Here is an 18,138-nt window from a genome sequence, read left to right as displayed (position 1 = left end):
TTACGGGTTCCCGAACTTTTTCGTTAGCCCTACCCGTAAAAAGCAACCGCCTGGTCATACCCGAAGGTATAACCAGGCGGTCGGTCGGTATTTAGTGGGTCGGTCAGATGCCCAGGCCGCGGGCCAGGACCGGCCAGGACAGCTGGAACTCGTCGCGCCAGTAGCCCCACGAGTGGGTGCCGCTGTTGCGGAAGTTGTAGGTCGCCGGGATGCCCAGCGAGTCCAGCTTGCCCTTGAGGTTGTTGGTGCAGAAGTTGGTGCCCGCCTCGATCACGCCGCCGATGATGATCTGGTTGGCCAGACCGTAGGCGCCGGGCAGCGCGTACTTGCCGTCGAGCGTGTCGTACTGGCCGGGCAGACCGTTGCCGGTCGAGATGTAGAGGTCGAGTCCGCGCAGGCCCTCGGCGTGCACATACGGATCGTTGGCCGCCCAGTCCGGCGCTCCCGGCGGGCCCCACATGTTCTCGGTGTTGCCGCCGCCCCAGGTCTCGACGGTGAGCTTGACGAACTCCGAGCCGACCGGGTCACTGGTCTGGGCGCAGCCGCTGTAGGCCGCGGCCGCCTTGTACAGGCCGGGCTTCGCGATCGGCAGCGCGAGCACGGTGGTGCCCGAGGTGGACAGGCCGGCGATCGCGTTCACGCCGTTGGTGCCCAGCGCGCCGTCGACCAGCGGCGGCAGCTCCTCGGTGAAGAAGGTCTTCCACTTGTTGCGGCCCAGCGTCGGGTCGTCCTTGATCCAGTCGGTGTAGTAGCTCCACTTGCCGCCGATCGGCTGGATCACGTTGACGTTCTTGTCCGAAAGGAACGCCAGCGCATCGGTCTTCGCCTGCCAGGAGGCATCGTCCTGGCCGCCGCCGGCGCCGTTGAGCAGGTACAGGGTCGGGCGCGGGACCGACGCGTCGGCCGGGCGCTGCACGTCGATGATGACCTTCTGATCCATCGCCGCCGAGTACACGTACAACCGGATGTTGCGCGCGTCCTTGTATTCGGCCTTGGTGATCTTCGAGCCGTCGGGCGCGGTCGGATTGGCCAGCAGACTCTTGCCGTCGATGATCGGGTCAGCGGCGGAGGCGGGGGTCACGCCGAGGCCGGTCATCACTCCCGCGAGGACCGCAGTGGCCGCGATCGCCGCGGCGGCACGCAGGCCGCTGCGCCGGGTCTGTCGACGTATCAATTTCGCACCTTCGCTTCGTCTCGAGATTCCATCTGCATTACCCCACGTGCCCTGCGGTCGATGCCCTGGACACACCACGGCAGACCATACGGGCTATGTAGTCGCGGCAAAAGAGGTGATCGTTACCGCAGCGTTGCCCCATCATGCCTGAACTACCCCGTTTCGGGCGCGCCCGACCCACCTAGTGCGTCCGCGGATCGAGCAGGTCCGACAGACTCGGGCCGATCTCGGCCAGCGCCTCCGGCGTGGTCATCTGATCATGCGCGACACCGACCGGGTGATCTTCGACACGACCGTCGACGAACGGCTGCCAGTTGGCCGCCGCGGTGTCGTGACCAGCCGCGCTGTAGTAATCGAGTCTGCCGTAGAACACCTCTGGGCGATGCTCGGCGATGAGCTCGGCCGAACGCACCGCGCTGCGGTAGATCCGGCGCACCCGCTCGGGCGTGAGCACGGCCATGTCCGGCGGGATGGTGGCGTGCAGCGCGGCGAGCGCCTCGTCGCTGAGGTCGTGGATGTCGCCGTCGGCAGGCAGCAGCGCGTCGGCACCGATACCGAGTTCGCTGAGCGCCTCCCGGATCGCCGCGCGGAAGTCGGTCACGTCGATGTCGGGGTGACTATCCAGCATCGCGAGCAGCGCGACCTGCTCACCGGTGGCCTGCAATTCGGTCGCGATGGCATGCGCGAGCACGCCGCCGAGCGACCAGCCGAGCAGCCGGTACGGCCCCTGCGGTTGCACGGCCCGGATCTCCGCGACGTACCGGGCGGCCATCTCGGCCAGCGAGTCCGGCAGGTACCCGTCCTCCGACAGCGCGGGCGACTGCAAGCCGAAGATCGGCCTGCTGGCCGGCACGTAGCGCGCCAAACCCGCGTAGCACCAGGACAATCCGTACATCGGATGGATGCAGAACAGCGGTTCCGCGGGGGCCATGTCGTGCGGCACCCGGGTGCGGATGGACAGCAGCACGCCGAGCGCGGCGTTCGAGTCCAGGTCGTAGTCGTGGTCGCCGGCCAGCGCGGCGAGGATGCGGGTGGCCAGCGAGCCCGGGGTGGAGTCGGTGAAGAACCACTGCACCCGGACCTCGGCGCCGGTGAGCGTGCGCAACCGGCTGACCGCGCGGGTCGCGACCAGCGAATTGCCGCCCAGGTCGAAGAAGTCGTCGTCGAGCCCGACCCGGTCGGCGCCCAGGATCTCGGCGAACACCTCGACGATGGTCCGCTCCAGCGGAGTGGTCGGCGGCCGGTACGGCCGAGCGGCGAGTTCGGGCACCGGCAGCGCCTTACGGTCGAGCTTGCCGCTGGCGTTGAGCGGCAACGCATCCAGGACCAGGAACGCCGACGGCACCATGTACGACGGCAGCGCGGCCCGCGCGTGCAGCAGCGCCGCGGTCTGGTCGATGGTCTCCCCCGGCATGGCCACGAGGTAAGCGACGAGCCGGTCTCCGGTGCTGCCGCCGACCAGGCTCACGGCGGCGTGGCGCACCGAATCGAGGCCGAGCAGCACCGTCTCGATCTCGCCCAGTTCGACCCGCTGACCGCGCAGCTTCACCTGGAAGTCGCTGCGGCTTAGGTACTCCAGCGCACCGGCCCGCCAGCGGACGATGTCACCGGTGCGATAGAGGCGCGTACCGCCCTCGTGCGCGACGAAACGCTCCGCGGTGAGGGCGGGTGCTCCGAGGTAGCCCCGGGCCAGCTGAACGCCCGCGATGTACAGCTCACCCGCGGAGCCGGGCGGCACCGGGCGCAGCTGCCGGTCGAGCACGTGCACCTGGGTGTTGGCGACCGGTGCGCCGATCGGAATCGCCACGGCCGCAGCCTCTTCGACCGCGTAGTCGGTGACGACCGTCGCCTCGGCGGGCCCGTACCAGTTCACCAGCTCGGTGTTCGGCAGGGCGGCGGCGAAGGCGGTCGCGGTCTCGGCGGTCAGCGCCTCGCCCGCCGCGAACACGCGGCGCAGGCTCGGGTACTCGGCCGCCGATTCCGGACCCAGGAACGCGTCCAGCATCGACGGCACGAAATGCACCGTGCTGACCGCGTTTTCGGCGATGGTCTCGGCCAGGTACACCGGATCGCGATGACCGTCCGGTTCGGCGACGACGATCGAGGCGCCGGTCTGCAACGGCCAGAACAACTCCCAGGTGGAGATGTCGAAGGTGATCGGCGTCTTGTGCAGCACCACGTCGCCGGCGTCGTGCGGGTAGGCCCGCTGCGCCCAGCGGAACTGGTTGACCATCTGCCGGTGCGTGATCACCACGCCCTTGGGCCGGCCGGTGGAACCGGAGGTGTAGATGACGTAGGCGACGTTGTCCGGGTGAATGTCGGTGTCGGTGAACGCGACCGACTCCAGCGGCAGGTAGAGCGTGTCCACCGCGACGACCGCGATATCGGTGTCGGTCTCGAACGCGTCGGCGGTGGTGGTCAGCACGCAGGCCGGATTGGCGCCGGCCAGCACGTACTCGTTGCGTTCCGCCGGGTGATCCGGGTCGATCGGCAGGTACCCCGCGCCGGCCCGCAGCACGCCGTAGATGGTGACGACCAGGTCGATACCGCGCCGCATGGCCACGCCGACCCGCGATTCCGCGCCGATGCCCCATCGGCTGATCTCCCCGGCCAGCGCCCGCGAGCGCAGGTCGAGATCGGCGTAGCTGAGCGTGACGTCGCCGTAGCGCACCGCCGGTGCGTCCGGCGTGCGCGCCACCTGCGCGTCGAACAGCGACAGCAGCGTCGCGTCGTCCAGCAGCTCCGGCACTTCCGTGGCGTTGCGGGCGGCCAACTCGGCGCGTTCGGTATCGAGCAGCACGTCGATGTCGGCGATCCGGGCCTGCGGGTTCGTCACGAAACGCCGGATCAACGCCGAAAGCCGTTGCGCGAGCGCCTGTGCCGCCGTCTCGTCGAACAGGTCGCGCAGGTACTTCACCGACACCCGCAGCTGACTGTCCAGCACCACCATCACGGTGAGCGGGTAGTGGGTGCCGTTGACCGCGCCGACGCCGGTGACGCTCAAACCGTCGATGTCGCTGGCCTTGTCCAGACCGTCGCGATCGACCGGGAAGGACTCGAACACCACCAGGGAGTCGAAAAGCCCTTCCACGCCGATGGTTTCCTGAATATCGCTCAGCCCGAGGTAGTGGTGGTCCAGCAGACCCGCCTGCTCGCCTTGCAGCTGACGCAGCAGGCCGCCGAGCGTGTCGGTCGCGCCGAGGCGCACCCGCACCGGGATCGCGTTGAGGAACAACCCGACCATGCTCTCGACGCCGTCCAGCTGCGGCGGGCGACCGGAGACGGTAGCGCCGAACACCACATCGTCGCGATCGACGCTGCGCCCGATCAGCAGACCCCACGCCGCCTGCACGACCGTGTTCACCGTGACGCCGAGGCCCGATGCCAGCCGGGTGAGCGCGGTGGTGTCGGACTGGGCCAGCTCGAAGCCGACTTCGCCGACCCCGGCGGAGATTTCGCGGCCGGGATCGACCGGCGCCAACGGCGTCGGCTCGGTGATCCCGCTGAGCGCGGTGCGCCAGGCCTCGCGCGCCGCGTCGGCCTTCTGCGCGACCAGCCAGGCCAGGTAGCCGCGATACGACGGAACCTTGGGCAGATGCCGGGAATTGCCGCCGAGCGCGTACAGCGTCAGCAGGTCCTTCATCAGCAGCGGCATCGACCAGCCGTCGATCAGGATGTGATGGCTGGTCACCAGCAGGTGGAAGGCGTCGGCCGACGAACGGATCAGCGCGAACCGCAGCAGCGGCGCGGTCCGCATGTCGAAGTGATCGGCCAGGTCGGCCGCCTTGATCGCGGCCAGCTCCACGGCCGCGGCGTCCGGCTCCAGCCGGCTGAGATCGATGAGCCGCCACGGCACTTCGAGCGAGTCCTGCACGATCTGCAACGGATTGCCCGCCGCGTCCTCGGCGAAGGCGACGCGCAGGTTGTCGTGCCGATCCAGCACGGCCTGTGCGGCCCGGTGCATCCGGCCCGGGTCGACGTCGCCACCGAGGTCGAGGACGAACTGGGTGGTGTAGACGTCCACCGAGGACTCGGCGAGCAGCGCGTGGAACAGCATGCCCGACTGCAACGGCGTCACCGGCCACACGTCGGTGAGGTTCGGATAGGTGGCGGCGAGGCGGTCGATGTCGGCCTGCTTCAACCGGACCAGGGTGAAGTCCGACGGCGTGAAGGTGACGCCCTCCGCGCGCAACCCGTGCTCGGCCAGCCCGCCGAGCGCGTAGATCCAGTGCTCGGCAAAGGTTTTCACCGCGTCGCCGGCGAATGCGGCGGAGGCGTAGTCGAATCGGGCGACCAGGCCGTCGTCCGCGGCGTCGACCGTGAGGTCGAGCAGCAGGTCGTCGGCCGTGGTGTCGGTGTGCACTCGGGCCGGGCGCAGATCCCGGTAGCGCAGCGCGAAGCGGCCGCGACCGAGTTCGCTCAGATCGGCGGCGGTGTCCGCGTTCAGGTAGCGCAGCAGGCCGTAGCCGACGCCCTGCGAGGGCACCGAACGACGCAGCTCCTTGATCTGCGCGAGCGCGGCGCCCGCGGCCGGGCCGCCGACGAGGGCGTCGTCGGCGTCGATCCGGCTGAGCCGCAACGGAAGCGGGAATTCGGTGGTGAAGCCGCCGACCATGTTCTCGTCGGCGTCGGTCGCGGACCGCTCGTCGGCGGACAACCGGATCACCGAACCGAGGGCGCGCGTGACCGGATCGCCCGCCGCGGTCTGCAGGGCCAGCGCGACCGCGGTGAGCAGGACGTCGTCCACGGTGGCGTGATAGGCCGCCGCGGCGGCGGCCACCGCGGCGGCGCCTTCCGCGGTGATGGCCAGCGAAACCCGGCTGCGCGCCCGCAGATCGCGCCCGTCCGCGACATTCCCCTCCGGGATGGTCGCCAGAACCCGCTCCCACCAGCCCAATTCGCCGACGGTCCGCAGATCGTGGGCCTTGGCCGAGAGGGCGCGGATGAGCACGCCGAGACCGGATTCCGGCGCCGCGGGAGCGGCGTGCCTGCCCCGGCTCCACGCCGCGGTCAGCTGATCCACGATGGTGCGCCACGAGATGTCGTCCACCACAAGCCCGTTGGCGACGACGATCAGCGTCGACCGGCCCTCGGGTCCGCCGGTGAGCACGAAATGGATGTTGCGGCCCTGCTCGGGATCGAGCGCCGCGGCAGCTGCCTGCACCACATCATCGATGGGTAGCGTGGTTTCGCCGTGCTGCGCGTCCAGGCGGCGGAACGCCTCGCCGGTGCGTTCGTCGGCCGGCGGAATCCGCAGCACCGGAACGTCGCCCTCGCGGTCGAGCCGCACCCACAGCATCGGATGCTGATCGAGCACCTTGCCGACCGCGGTGTGCACGGCCTCGACCGCGCAGCTCTCCGGCACGTCGAGCGAGATGGCCCGGACCTCGACGCCGGTTTCGAGCAGCCGGGCCGCGTGCGGGGTCAGCGGCAGGTCGCCCGACTCGTCGCCCGGCCCGTCCTCGACCACGGCGGCCTTGGCCAGCGCGGCCACGGTGCGCGACTCGAAAACGTCACGCGGGGTGAAGGTCACGCCGCGCCCGCGCGAGCGCGACACCACCTGGATGGAGACGATGCTGTCGCCGCCGAGGGCGAAGAAGTCGTCGTCGAGCCCGACCCGGTCGATGCCGAGCACCTCGCCGATCACCTCGGCGATGGTCAGCTCCGCCTTGGTCTGCGGGGCCCGGTAAGCCGTTGTCTCGATGGCCGGTTCGGGCAGCGCGCGCCGATCCAGCTTGCCAACCGGGGTCAGCGGGATCTCGTCGAGCACCACGATGGCCGTCGGCACCATGTACTCCGGCAGCGTCGCGCCGAGCTGCTCGGTCAGCGCCGCGACATCGAGCGTCACGCCCTTGGCCGGCAGCACGTAGGAGACGAGCATCGTTGCGCGGTAGAGCCGCTCACCCGGCCGGCCGTACGGATCGGCGACGAACCGCGCCGCGGTGAGCCCCGGCCTGGCGTGATAGCCACGTGCCAGCTGGATGCCGCCCAGATACAGCTCGCCCGCAACACCTTCGGGCACCGGGCGCAGCCTGCGGTCGAGCACCAGCGACCGCATGCCGCGGATCGGGCCGCCGATGGTCACCGGCTCCCCTGCCCGCAGCGGATCGCTGATGTTGGTCATGATCGTGGTCTCGGTGGGCCCGTAACCGTTGTGGAAGCGCCGGTTCTCGGCCACCGCCCACTTGGCGACCAGGTCGGCGGGCACCGCTTCGCCGCCGGCCACGATGGCCTGCATGCCGGACAGCGCGTCCTGGTCGAGCGAAGCGAGCACGGACGGGGTGAGGAACGCGTGCGTGACGCCCTCGGTCCGGATCAGTTCGGCCAGTTCGTCGCCGCCGAACGTCTGCGGCGGCGCGACCACCAGCGCGCCCGCCGAGCCGAGCGCGAGCAGCAGCTCCAGCATCGACGCGTCGAACGACGGGGACGCGAAAGCCAGTGCGCGCGTGGTCTGGTCGAGCTCGTAACGCTCCACCTGCTCGGCGCTGAAGTTGGCCAGGCCCGCGTGGGTGACCACCACGCCCTTGGGCAGGCCGGTGGAGCCCGAGGTGTAGATCACGTACGCGGCGTTCGTGCTCCGGATGGGGCCGTGGCGTTCGGTGAGGCTGATCGGGCGGTCCGAGCGGGACGCGACATCGAAGGTGAAGTCGCGATCGTCGAGCACGAACCAGGGCCGGCCACCCGCCATCGAGGGCAGGCCGCCGAGCTCGGCGGTCAGCGTGACGCCCAGTGCCGCACCGGAATCGGCCACCATGTGCGCGATCCGATCGGCCGGGTAGGTCGGGTCGATCGGCACGATCGCCGCGCCGGTCTTGGCGATCGCCCACAGCGCGAGCAGCGACTCCACCGAACGCCGGATGGCCAGGGCGATCAGCACATCCGGGCCCGCACCGCGATCGATCAGCGTGCGGGCCAATTGCGAAGAGGCTGCGTCGAGTTCGACGTAGCTGAAGGACCGTCCGCCGACGACGAGCGCGGCGCCGGTGGGATTGCGGGTGACCGCCGACGCCATCAGCTCCGGCAGGCTGCGCGGCGCGGCGGCTTCGGCGCCGGCCCGGGAGACCAGGTCGGCCCGCTCGGACTCGTCCAGGATCTCCAGGTCGCCGACCGCGGTGGCCGGGTCCTGCGCGACGGCGGCGAGGATGCCGCGGAAGCGACGGCCGAACTCGCTGACCGTCTGCTCGTCGAACAGGTCACGGGCATAGGTGAATTCGGCGGCGAGCCCGGCCTCGGCGCCCGCCTCGGTGCGCTGCTCGCGCATGGTCAGCAGCAGATCGAACTTGGCGGTGTCGGCCGCCGGGTCGAGCGCGGCGAAGTTCAGGCCGGGCAGCTCGAAGCTGGTCGCGGCCAGGTTCTCGAAGGACAGCGCCACCTGGAACAGCGGGTGCCTGCCCGCGGACCGCTCCGGATCGAGCACCTCGACCAGCCGCTCGAACGGGGTGTCCGCGTTGGCGAAGGCCCGCAGGTCGGTCTCCCGGTTGGCGGCGAGCAGGTCGGTGAAGCCGAGATCGGCCGCGACCCGGGTGCGCAGGACCAGGGTGTTGACGAACATGCCGATCAGATCGTCGAGTTCGGCTTCGCCGCGGCCCGCGATCGGGGTGCCGATGGCCACGTCCTCGGTGCCGGACATGCGCGCCAGGAACACCGCGAGCGCGGTGTGCACGACCATGAACAGCGTCGCGTTGTGCTGCTTGGCCAGTCCGACCAGCGCGGCGTGCACGTCGGCGTCGATGACGAAATCAGTTTTGCCGCCGGCGAAACTCTGCGCGGCGGGGCGCGGCCGGTCGGCCGGCAGGTTCAGCTCGTCTGGCAGGTCGGCGAGTTCGGTTGTCCAGTAGGCGAGTTGGGCGCCCGCGAGCGATTCGGGATCGTCGTCGCTGCCGAGCACGCTGCGCTGCCAGAGCGCGTAGTCGGCGTACTGGATGGGCAGCGGCGCCCAGGACGGCGCCTCGCCGCCGCTGCGGGCGGCGTAGGCCAGCATCAGGTCCCGGGTCAGCGGGCCCATCGACCAGCCGTCGGCGCTGATGTGATGCGCGACGAACACCAGCACATACTCGCTGGCCGCGAGCTGGAACAGCCGGGCCCGGAACGGCACCTCCATGGTGACGTCGAAACCGGCGGAGACGATGCGCTGCACCTCGTGCGCGACCCGTTCCTCGCCGATCTGCGCGGGCGCCAGATCCACCGAAACCTCGTGCGGCGCAACGATGCGCTGCGCCGGACCGGCCATGGTCTCCGGGTAGACGGTGCGCATGATCTCGTGCCGGGCGACGAGATCGGCGACGGCCTGCTGCAACGCGTCGACATCCAGGTCGCCGGACAGGCGGATCGCGGCGGGGATGTTGTAGACGGCGGCCGAGGTGTCGAACTGGTTGAGGAACCACATCCGCTGCTGCGCCGACGACAACGGGATGTGGTCGGGGCGAGGCTGCGCGACCAGCGGATTGCGCGTGTGCTCGGTCGTGGTGTGCTCGACCTTGACCGCGAGCCCGGCGACGGTGGACGCCTCGAACAGCGCGCGCACCGGCACCCGCGAATCGAGCGCCGCGCCGATCCGCGCGGCAACCTGGGTGGCCAGCAACGAGTTACCGCCGAGGGCGAAGAAGTCGTCGTCGGCGCCGACCCGTTCGACGCCGAGCACCTCGGCATACACCGACGCGACGATCTCCTCGATCGGCGTCGACGGCGCCCGGAACACCAGCGCCTCGAACTCCGGCTCCGGCAACGCCTTTCGATCCAGCTTGCCGTTCACATTGAGCGGCAGCTCCTCCAGCACCACGAACGCCGACGGCACCATGTACGACGGCAACGCCTCGCTCAGGGCCGACTTCACCTGTGCCACATCGAGACCGGCGGGCTCTTCGGGTCCGCCCGCCTCGGCGGCGGCTTGCGCGGCGAAGGCTGCGGCCTGGACGGCAAAGGAACCGGCCGGCCCGGCGGGGGCGACAGCTTCCGCGGTGGGAACCAGATAGGCCACCAGGCGATCACCGGTCTTGGGATCGGACTTGGCGACCACCGCGGTCTGCGCGATCTCCGGCAGCGCAAGCAGCGCGGCCTCGATCTCGCCGAGCTCGATGCGGAAGCCGCGGATCTTCACCTGGAAGTCGGTGCGGCCCTGGTACTCCAGCTCGCCGTCGCGGTTCCAGGCGACCAGGTCGCCGGTGCGGTACATGCGCGCGCCGGACTGGAACGGGTTGGCCACGAACCGATCAGCGGTCAGGTCGGCGCGGCCGAAGTAGCCGCGCGCCAGCTGACTGCCCGACAGATACAGCTCGCCGGAGATGCCGACCGGCACCGGGCGCAGGCGGCCGTCGAGCACGTAGGTCTGGCTGTTCCACTCGGGCGTGCCGATCGGCACGGAACCCTGGTCCGCCTCAGTCACCCGATGCCGGGTCACCGAGACCGCGGCCTCCGTCGGGCCGTACAGGTTGTCGAGGCGAACGCCGGGGTGCGCCAGCAGGAATCGCTGCGCCAGGGCAGCGGGCAACGCCTCGCCGATGGCGAGCACGCGCCGCAGCGGTGACGGTTCCGGGTCGGCCGCGGTGCCGGTGTGCACCAGCAGGGCATCCAGCATGGACGGGACGGCGTGCAGCGTCGTCACCGATTCCCGGATGATCAGGTCGTTGAGGTAGGCCGGGTCGCGATGCCCGTCCGGTGCGGCGATCACCAGCTTGCCCGCGCAGGCCACCGCCGACCAGAACTCCCAGACCGAGAGATCGAAGGTCGCGGCGGTCTTGAGCAGCACGGCGTCGTCGTCGGACAGGTCGAATTCGGCGGTCTTCCAGTGCAACTGGTTCGCGATCGCGGCGTGCGAGACGGCGACGCCCTTCGGGCGGCCGGTCGAGCCGGAGGTGAAGATCACGTACGCGGTGTTCTCCGGCCGCAACGGCGCGACACGCTCGGAGTCCGCGAGCGGTCCGCTGGCGAAGGAGCCGAGGACCAGCTCGTCGATGGGCACCAGAGGCGCTGCCTCGGTGTCGAATTCGGCGTCCGCGTTGGTCAGCACGCACACCGGTGCGGCGGTCGCGAGGATGTAATCGGTGCGTTCAGCGGCCTGGTCCGGGTCGACCGGCACATACACGCCACCGGCTTTCGCCACCGCGTACATCGCCACGACCAGGTCCACCGAGCGGCGGAAGGCGAGCGCCACCCGCGCTTCCGGCCCGACCCCGATCGAGATCAGGTACCGGGCCAGACGATTCACCCGGGTGTCCAGCTCGACGTAGTTCAGCTCGTGCCGGGCGCCGTCGGGCAGGTCGGCCACCACGGCGACCGCCTCGGGGGCCGCGGCCAGCACCGCGCGTTGCAGGAACGACGGCAGCGTCGTCGCGTCGACCGGGTGCGCGGTTTCGTTCCAGCGCACCAGGACCGAGTCGCGTTCGCCGCCCGCGAGCAGGTCGATATCGCCGACCGGTGTCGACGCGTCGGCGACCACGGCGGCGAGGATCCGCGACAACCGATCGGCGAAGCCCTGCACGGTCGCGGCGTCGAAAAGATCGGTGGCGTAGGTGAAGAACCCGCCGATGCCGGTGGGCGCGCCGGATTCGTCGTAGCCGTCGCCGACGATGAGGTGCAGATCGAACTGCGACACATCGAGATCCGCGTCTACCCCGGCCACCGTGAGCCCGGGTAGTTCGAGCGCGGTGCGCGCGATGTTCTGGAAGGACAACCCGACCTGGAACAGCGGGTGGTGCGCGGTGGAACGCGGCGGGTTGAGCACCTCGACCAGGCGCTCGAACGGGATGTCCGCGTTCGCGAACGCTTGCAAATCGGTATCGCGCTGCCGCGCAAGCACATCGGTGAACGATTCGCCGCCGTCGAAGCCGGTCCGGAAGACCACGGTGTTGACGAACATGCCGATCAGGTCGTCCAGCTCACGCTCGCCGCGACCGGCCACCGGGGTGCCGATGGCGATATCGCCGGAACCCGACAGCCGGGCGAGCAGCACCGCCAGCGCGGTGTGCACGACCATGAACAGCGTCGCGCCCTGCGCGCGGCCGAGTTCCACGAGACCGGCGTGGGTCGCGGCATCGATCCGCACGTCCACCCGGGCACCGGCCATAGACGCGATCGCCGGACGCGGCCGATCCGTCGGCAACTCCAGCAGATCCGGCAGGCCGGCCAGCTGCTTGCGCCAGAACAGGATCTGTTGCGCGGCAATCGACTCCGGGTCGGTCTCGTCGCCGAGCACCGCCCGCTGCCACAGCGCGTAATCGGCGTACTGCACCCGCAACGGATTCCAGCCGGGCGCCTCGCCTGCGGTCCGTGCGGCGTAGGCGATCATCACGTCGCGCACCAGCGGGCCCATCGAGGACGCGTCCGCCGCGATGTGGTGCACCACCACCGCGAGCACATAGTCCGAACCCGCTGTGCCATCGGTGATTTCGAGCAGCCGCACGCGCACCGGCACCTCGCCGGTCACGTCGAACGGCGTCGACGCCAGCGCGTACACCTCGCCGGGCACGTCGGCCGCGGCCACCGGCCGGGCGGTGACGTCCAGGGCCACCAGGCTCGCGGGCAGCACGACCTGCACCGGACCGTCGGCGTTCTCCGGGTACACGGTGCGCAGCACCTCGTGCCTGCTCACCACGTCGTCCAGGGCCGCGCCGAGCGCGGCGACGTCCAGCGTGCCGGTCAGCCGTAGCGCGAACGGGAGGTTATAGGCGGCCGAACCGACGGCCGCGTCGTCGCCGTCGGCTTGGTCGAACCGGTTGAGGAACCACATCCGCCGCTGTGCCAGCGACAACGGCAGCTGCTCGGGCCGGGCGATGCTGCCGAGCTGCACGCCCCGCTCGGCGTGCGTCCTGGATTCGATCGCGGCGGCCAGCGACTGCACGGTCGGCGTCTCGAACAGCGTGCGCACCGGCACCTTCGCGTCCATCGCGGCGCCGAGCCGGGCCACCAGCTGGGTGGCGATCAGCGAGTTGCCGCCCAGGGCGAAGAAGTCGTCGTCGGCGCCGACCCGGTCCAGGCCGAGCACCTCGCCGAACACCCCGGCGACGATCTCTTCGACCGGTGTTGCGGGCGCGCGGAATTCGCGCGCGCTGAAGGTCGGTTCGGGCAGCGCCTTGCGATCCAGCTTTCCGCTCGGGTTCAGCGGGAAGGCGTCCAGCGGCACGAGCGCCGTCGGAATCATGTAGGCGGGCAGCGTTTCCGCGATGGCCGCGAGCAGTTCCGGCTGCTCGATCGAATGTCCGGGCGCGGCAACGACATAGGCGACCAGCTGATCGCCCAGCGTGGACTGGCTGACCAGCGCGACCGCCTGGTTCACCGCGGGCTGGGCCAGCAGCGCGGTCTCGATCTCGCCGAGTTCGATGCGCTGACCGCGGAACTTCACCTGGAAGTCGGTGCGGCCGATGTACTCCAGCCGATGCGCGCGACCGGCGGTGGCGTCACGCCACACCACCAGGTCGCCGGTGCGGTACATGCGCTCGCCGAAGCCGAACGGATCGGCCACGAATCGATCGGCGGTCAGATCCGGTCGGCGGACGTAGCCGCGCGCCAGCTGATCACCGGCGAGGTAGAGCTCGCCGGGCACCCCGGTGGGTACCGGGCGCAACCGGGCGTCGAGCACGTAGACCTGGGTGTTCCACTGCGGCAACCCGATCGGCACCGAACGGGTATCCGAGCCGTCGGCGGGCCAGTAAGTCACCGACACCGCGGCCTCGGTCGGGCCGTAGAGGTTGTGCACGCGCGCCGCCGACACCGCGCGGAACGCGCCGACCGTCTCCGGCGGCAGCGCCTCGCCGATCACGAAGACGTCCCGCAGGGTCGGGCAGGCATCCGCCGCGGTGTGCGCGGCGAACACGGTCAGCATGGACGGCACGAAGTCGGTGACGGTGACCCGCTGTGCGGCAATGGTTTCCGCGACATAAACGGGATCGCGGTGCCCGTCGTGGGTGGCGACAACGAGGGTCGCGCCGGCCCGCAGCGGCATGAAGAAACCCCACAGCGACACGTCGAACGTGGTCGCGGTCTTCTGCAGGTACACATCGTCGGTGCCGAGCGGGTACTCCGCCAGCATCCACTCGATCTGATTGTTGATCGCCGCGTGCGACACCGCGACGCCCTTGGGACGACCGGTGGAGCCCGAGGTGAAGATGACATAGGCCGGGTGCTGCGGCAGCACCGCCCGGAGCAGTTCCTCCGGACGGACCGGGGCACCGTCGAAAGCGTTGGTATCGACCGTATCCAGGGTCAGCACCTCGATACCGGCCGGCACCTCGATCGCGTCCGCCGACGTGGTGACCACGCAGGCGGGCTGTGCCGTGTCGAGGATGTGCGCGATCCGCTCGGCCGGATGATCGGGATCCAACGGCACATACGCGCCACCCGCGGTGACGATCGCGTACATACCGACAACCAGATCAAGCGAACGCCGAATCGCCAGACCCACCAACGACTCCGCGCCCACACCCTGCGAAATCAACAACCGAGCAAGCCGATTGACCCGCTCATCGAACTCGCGATAGGCAAGCGTCGCGCCTTCGTGCACCAGCGCGATGGCGTCCGGATGCGCCGCGGCCGCCCGCCGATATCCATCGAGGAGCAACTCGGGCGCGACCGCGTGCCGAGTCTCGTTCCAGCCGACCAGAATCCGCGCCAGCTCCGCCGGAGCGAGCAGGTCGATCTCCTCGACCGCGCGTTCCGGATCGGCGCCGACCGCGACCAGCAGCCGCTCGAACCGCCGCGCGAATTCCGCGATGGTGGCCTCGTCGAACAGATCCGTGGCATAGAGGAACTGCGCGGAGAACCCGCTCTCCGGCTTCGGCACCACCGTCAGCTGCAAATCGAACTTCGCCACCGCGCCGTCGAAATCGACCGCCTGCGCGGACAATCCGGGCAGCTCGACCTGCGCCCTGGTCAGGTTCTGGAAGAACAGCGCCACCTGGAACAGCGGGTGATGCGCCTGCGAGCGAACCGGGTCGAGCACCTCGACCAGTCGCTCGAACGGCAGCTCGGCGTGCGAGAACGCGGCCAGGTCGGTCTCTTTGGTGGCGTCGAGCAGATCGAGGAAGGAGGCGCCGAGGTCGATCGGGGTGCGCAGCACCAGGGTGTTGACGAACATGCCGATGAGCCCGTCGAGCTCACGTTCGCCACGACCGGCGACGGGTGTGCCGATGGTGATGTCGTCGGTGCCGGTGAGCCGGGCGAGCAGGGCCGCGAACGCGGCGTGCACCACCATGAATTCCGAAGCGCCCGAGCGCTGCGCGAGCTCGATGAGTCCGCGATGCACCTCGGCGCTCACCTCGAACGTGTACTCCGCGCCGCCGCCGGAAGCAATGGGCGGGCGGGGCCGGTCCGCGGGCAGCTCCAGCCGATCCGGAATGCCCGCCAGCACATGCCGCCAGTAGGCGATCTGCGCGGCGGCCACCGAGGTCGGATCGGACTCGGCGCCGAGCACCTCGCGCTGCCACAGCGTGTAGTCGGCGTACTGCACCGGCAGCGGCGGTACCGCGGGCGGCGCGCCGTTGCGCCGGGACAGGAAGGCGCCGAGCAGATCTCGCAGGAACGGGGCCACCGACGCGCCGTCGGCGGCGATGTGGTGCACGACCACCACGACCACGTGCTCGCTCGGCGACAGCTCGGCCAACGCGATGCGCAGCGGCACCTCGGCGGCCACGTCGAAGCCGGCCAGTGCGAACCCGCGCAGCCAGTCCGCCACCTCGTGCTCGGCCAGCGGCTTCGGGGCCAGGTCCGGAACGGCTTGGGCCGCAGGCAGAATCACCTGGTAGCCGGTGCCGTCGATGGCCGGGTACACGGTGCGCAGCGTCTCGTGCCGCTCGATCACATCGGTGATCGCGGCCTGCAACGCCGACACGTCCAGCAGCCCGGACAACCGGATGGCGAACGGGATGTTGTTCGCCGCCGAGGCGGTATCGAACTGATTGAGGAACCACATCCGCTGCTGGGCCAGCGACAGCGGAATGTGTTCCGGGCGTTCGGTCGGCGCGAGCGCACGCCTATCACCCGCGCCCTTCAACGTCTCCATCCGCTCGGCAAGCCCGGCGACGGTGGGGGTTTCGAAGATCAGTCGCGCGGGCACCCGCGCCGTGAGCGCCGCACCGAGCCGGGCGGCGGCCTGGGTGGCGATGAGCGAGTTGCCGCCGAGTTCGAAGAAGTTGTCGTCCGCGCCGACCGGGGCGCCGGGCCCGAGTAACTCGGCGAAGACGTCCGCGACCAGTTCCTCCAGCGGGCCGACCGGCGCGCGAAACACCTTGGTCTGCAAGCGCGGCGAGGGCAGCGCGGCCCGGTCCAGCTTGCCGACCGGCGTCAGCGGGATCGTGGCCAGCACCATGACCACCGTCGGCACCATGTGCGCGGGCAGGCTCTGCTCGGCTACGGCGGCCAGTTCGGCGGCGTCCGCGTCCATGCCCGGCGCGGAGTGCACGTAGGAGACGAGGATCGTTGCGCCGCTGTCGAGGTCGTGCCCGACGGTCACCGCGAAGTCGACGGTCTCGTGCGCGGCGAGTACCGCGTCGATCTCGCCCAGCTCGATCCGGAACCCGCGGATCTTCACCTGGAAGTCGTTGCGGCCCAGGTACTCCAACTCGCCCGAGTCAGGCCCACCCGTCGCCCGACCACCGCCCCCCACCGAATCGCTACGCGATGCTGATGCCAGTCGAACAAGGTCACCGGTCCGATACAACCGGGACCCGTTGGCCTCGAACGGATTCGCGACGAACCGCAAGGCCGTCAGCCCGGCTCGGTCGTGGTAGCCCCGGGCCAGCTGCGCACCGGTGATGTACAACTCGCCGACACCTCCGGCGGCGACCGGCACCATCTGCTCGTCCAGCACGTACTCGGTGATCGCGCGGATCGGTCCGCCGATGGTCACCGGTGCGTCCGCGGCAAGCGGCGCACTGATATTCGTCATGATGGTGGTCTCGGTGGGCCCGTACCCGTTGAAGAACTCCCGGATCCGGTTGCCGGAAACCGGTGCGGCCCAGCGCCGCACCAACTCCGGCGGGCACGCCTCGCCGCCGGCGACCACCACGCGCAACTCGTCGAGCCCGGACGGATCCACCGACGCCAGCGCGGCCGGGGTGATGAACGCGTGCGTCACGCCCTCCCGGCGGATCAGCGCCGCGAGCTCCTCGCCGCCGAACACCGTCGGCGCGACGACGACCATGGTGGCCGCGCCGCCGACCGCGAGCAGCAGTTCCAGCACCGACGCGTCGAACGACGGCGACGCGAAATGCAAAGTCCGCGAATCGCTCGTGACCCGATACCGCTCGCGCTGCTCGTCGCAGAAGCTCGACAGACCGGCCTGGGTGACGACGACGCCCTTCGGCTTGCCGGTCGAACCCGACGTATAGATCACGTAGGCGGGATGTTCGGCCCGCAGCGGCCGCACCCGGTCGATGTAGGTCACCGGGTCGGCGGGGAACTCCTCGAGCAGCCGGGCGCAGTCGGCGGTGTCGATCGGCAGCCAGTCCACCCGGTCCGGTAGCTCGTCGCGGACCGCGGCGACGGTCAGGCCGAAGACCGCGCCGGAGTCGACGACCATGTGCTCGACCCGGTCGGCGGGATAGTTCGGGTCCACCGGTACGAAGCCGGCGCCGGCCTTGGCCACCGCCCAGACCGCGACCACGGAGTCGATCGACCGCGGGATGCCGATGGCCACCAGATCCTCCGGCCCGATACCGCGGCCGATGAGTAGTCGGGCCAGCCTGGTCGAGCGGTCATCCAGCTCGGCGTAGCTCAGCTCGGCCAGCGTGCCCGTGGCGTCGGCGAACGCGACCCCGATACCGCTCGGGTTCGCCTCGGCCGCGGTGGCCAGCAGCTGCGGCAGGGTGGTGACGCGGGATCGCCTGGTTCGGGTGGGCCGAACGCGTGCCGGTCGAGTCATGCGCACACCACAGCGCGCGCGTCGTCATACCGCTGCCCGACCGACCGAACCATGGAGAAGCCTCACCCTGCCTGTTGTCGCCGCAAACCCGCCTCGATGCTCCCCGCCCCCA

Annotated in this window: 2 protein-coding genes; both read right to left on the bottom strand. The window is 70.2% G+C overall.

Annotated elements, in window-relative coordinates:
• Positions 1-103 precede the first annotated feature (103 nt).
• A complete protein-coding gene (locus F3087_RS22660; RefSeq protein ID WP_150404133.1) occupies positions 104-1,096 on the bottom strand; it encodes an alpha/beta hydrolase in 993 nt (330 codons plus the stop codon).
• 259 nt (positions 1,097-1,355) lie between these two features.
• A complete protein-coding gene (locus tag F3087_RS22655; RefSeq protein WP_396897576.1) occupies positions 1,356-18,032 on the bottom strand; it encodes an amino acid adenylation domain-containing protein in 16,677 nt (5,558 codons plus the stop codon).
• Positions 18,033-18,138 lie beyond the last annotated feature (106 nt).

It is taken from the genome of Nocardia colli, from assembly GCF_008704205.1.
Lineage (GTDB): Bacteria > Actinomycetota > Actinomycetes > Mycobacteriales > Mycobacteriaceae > Nocardia > Nocardia colli.
This window is presented reverse-complemented; position numbering and strand designations above follow the sequence as displayed.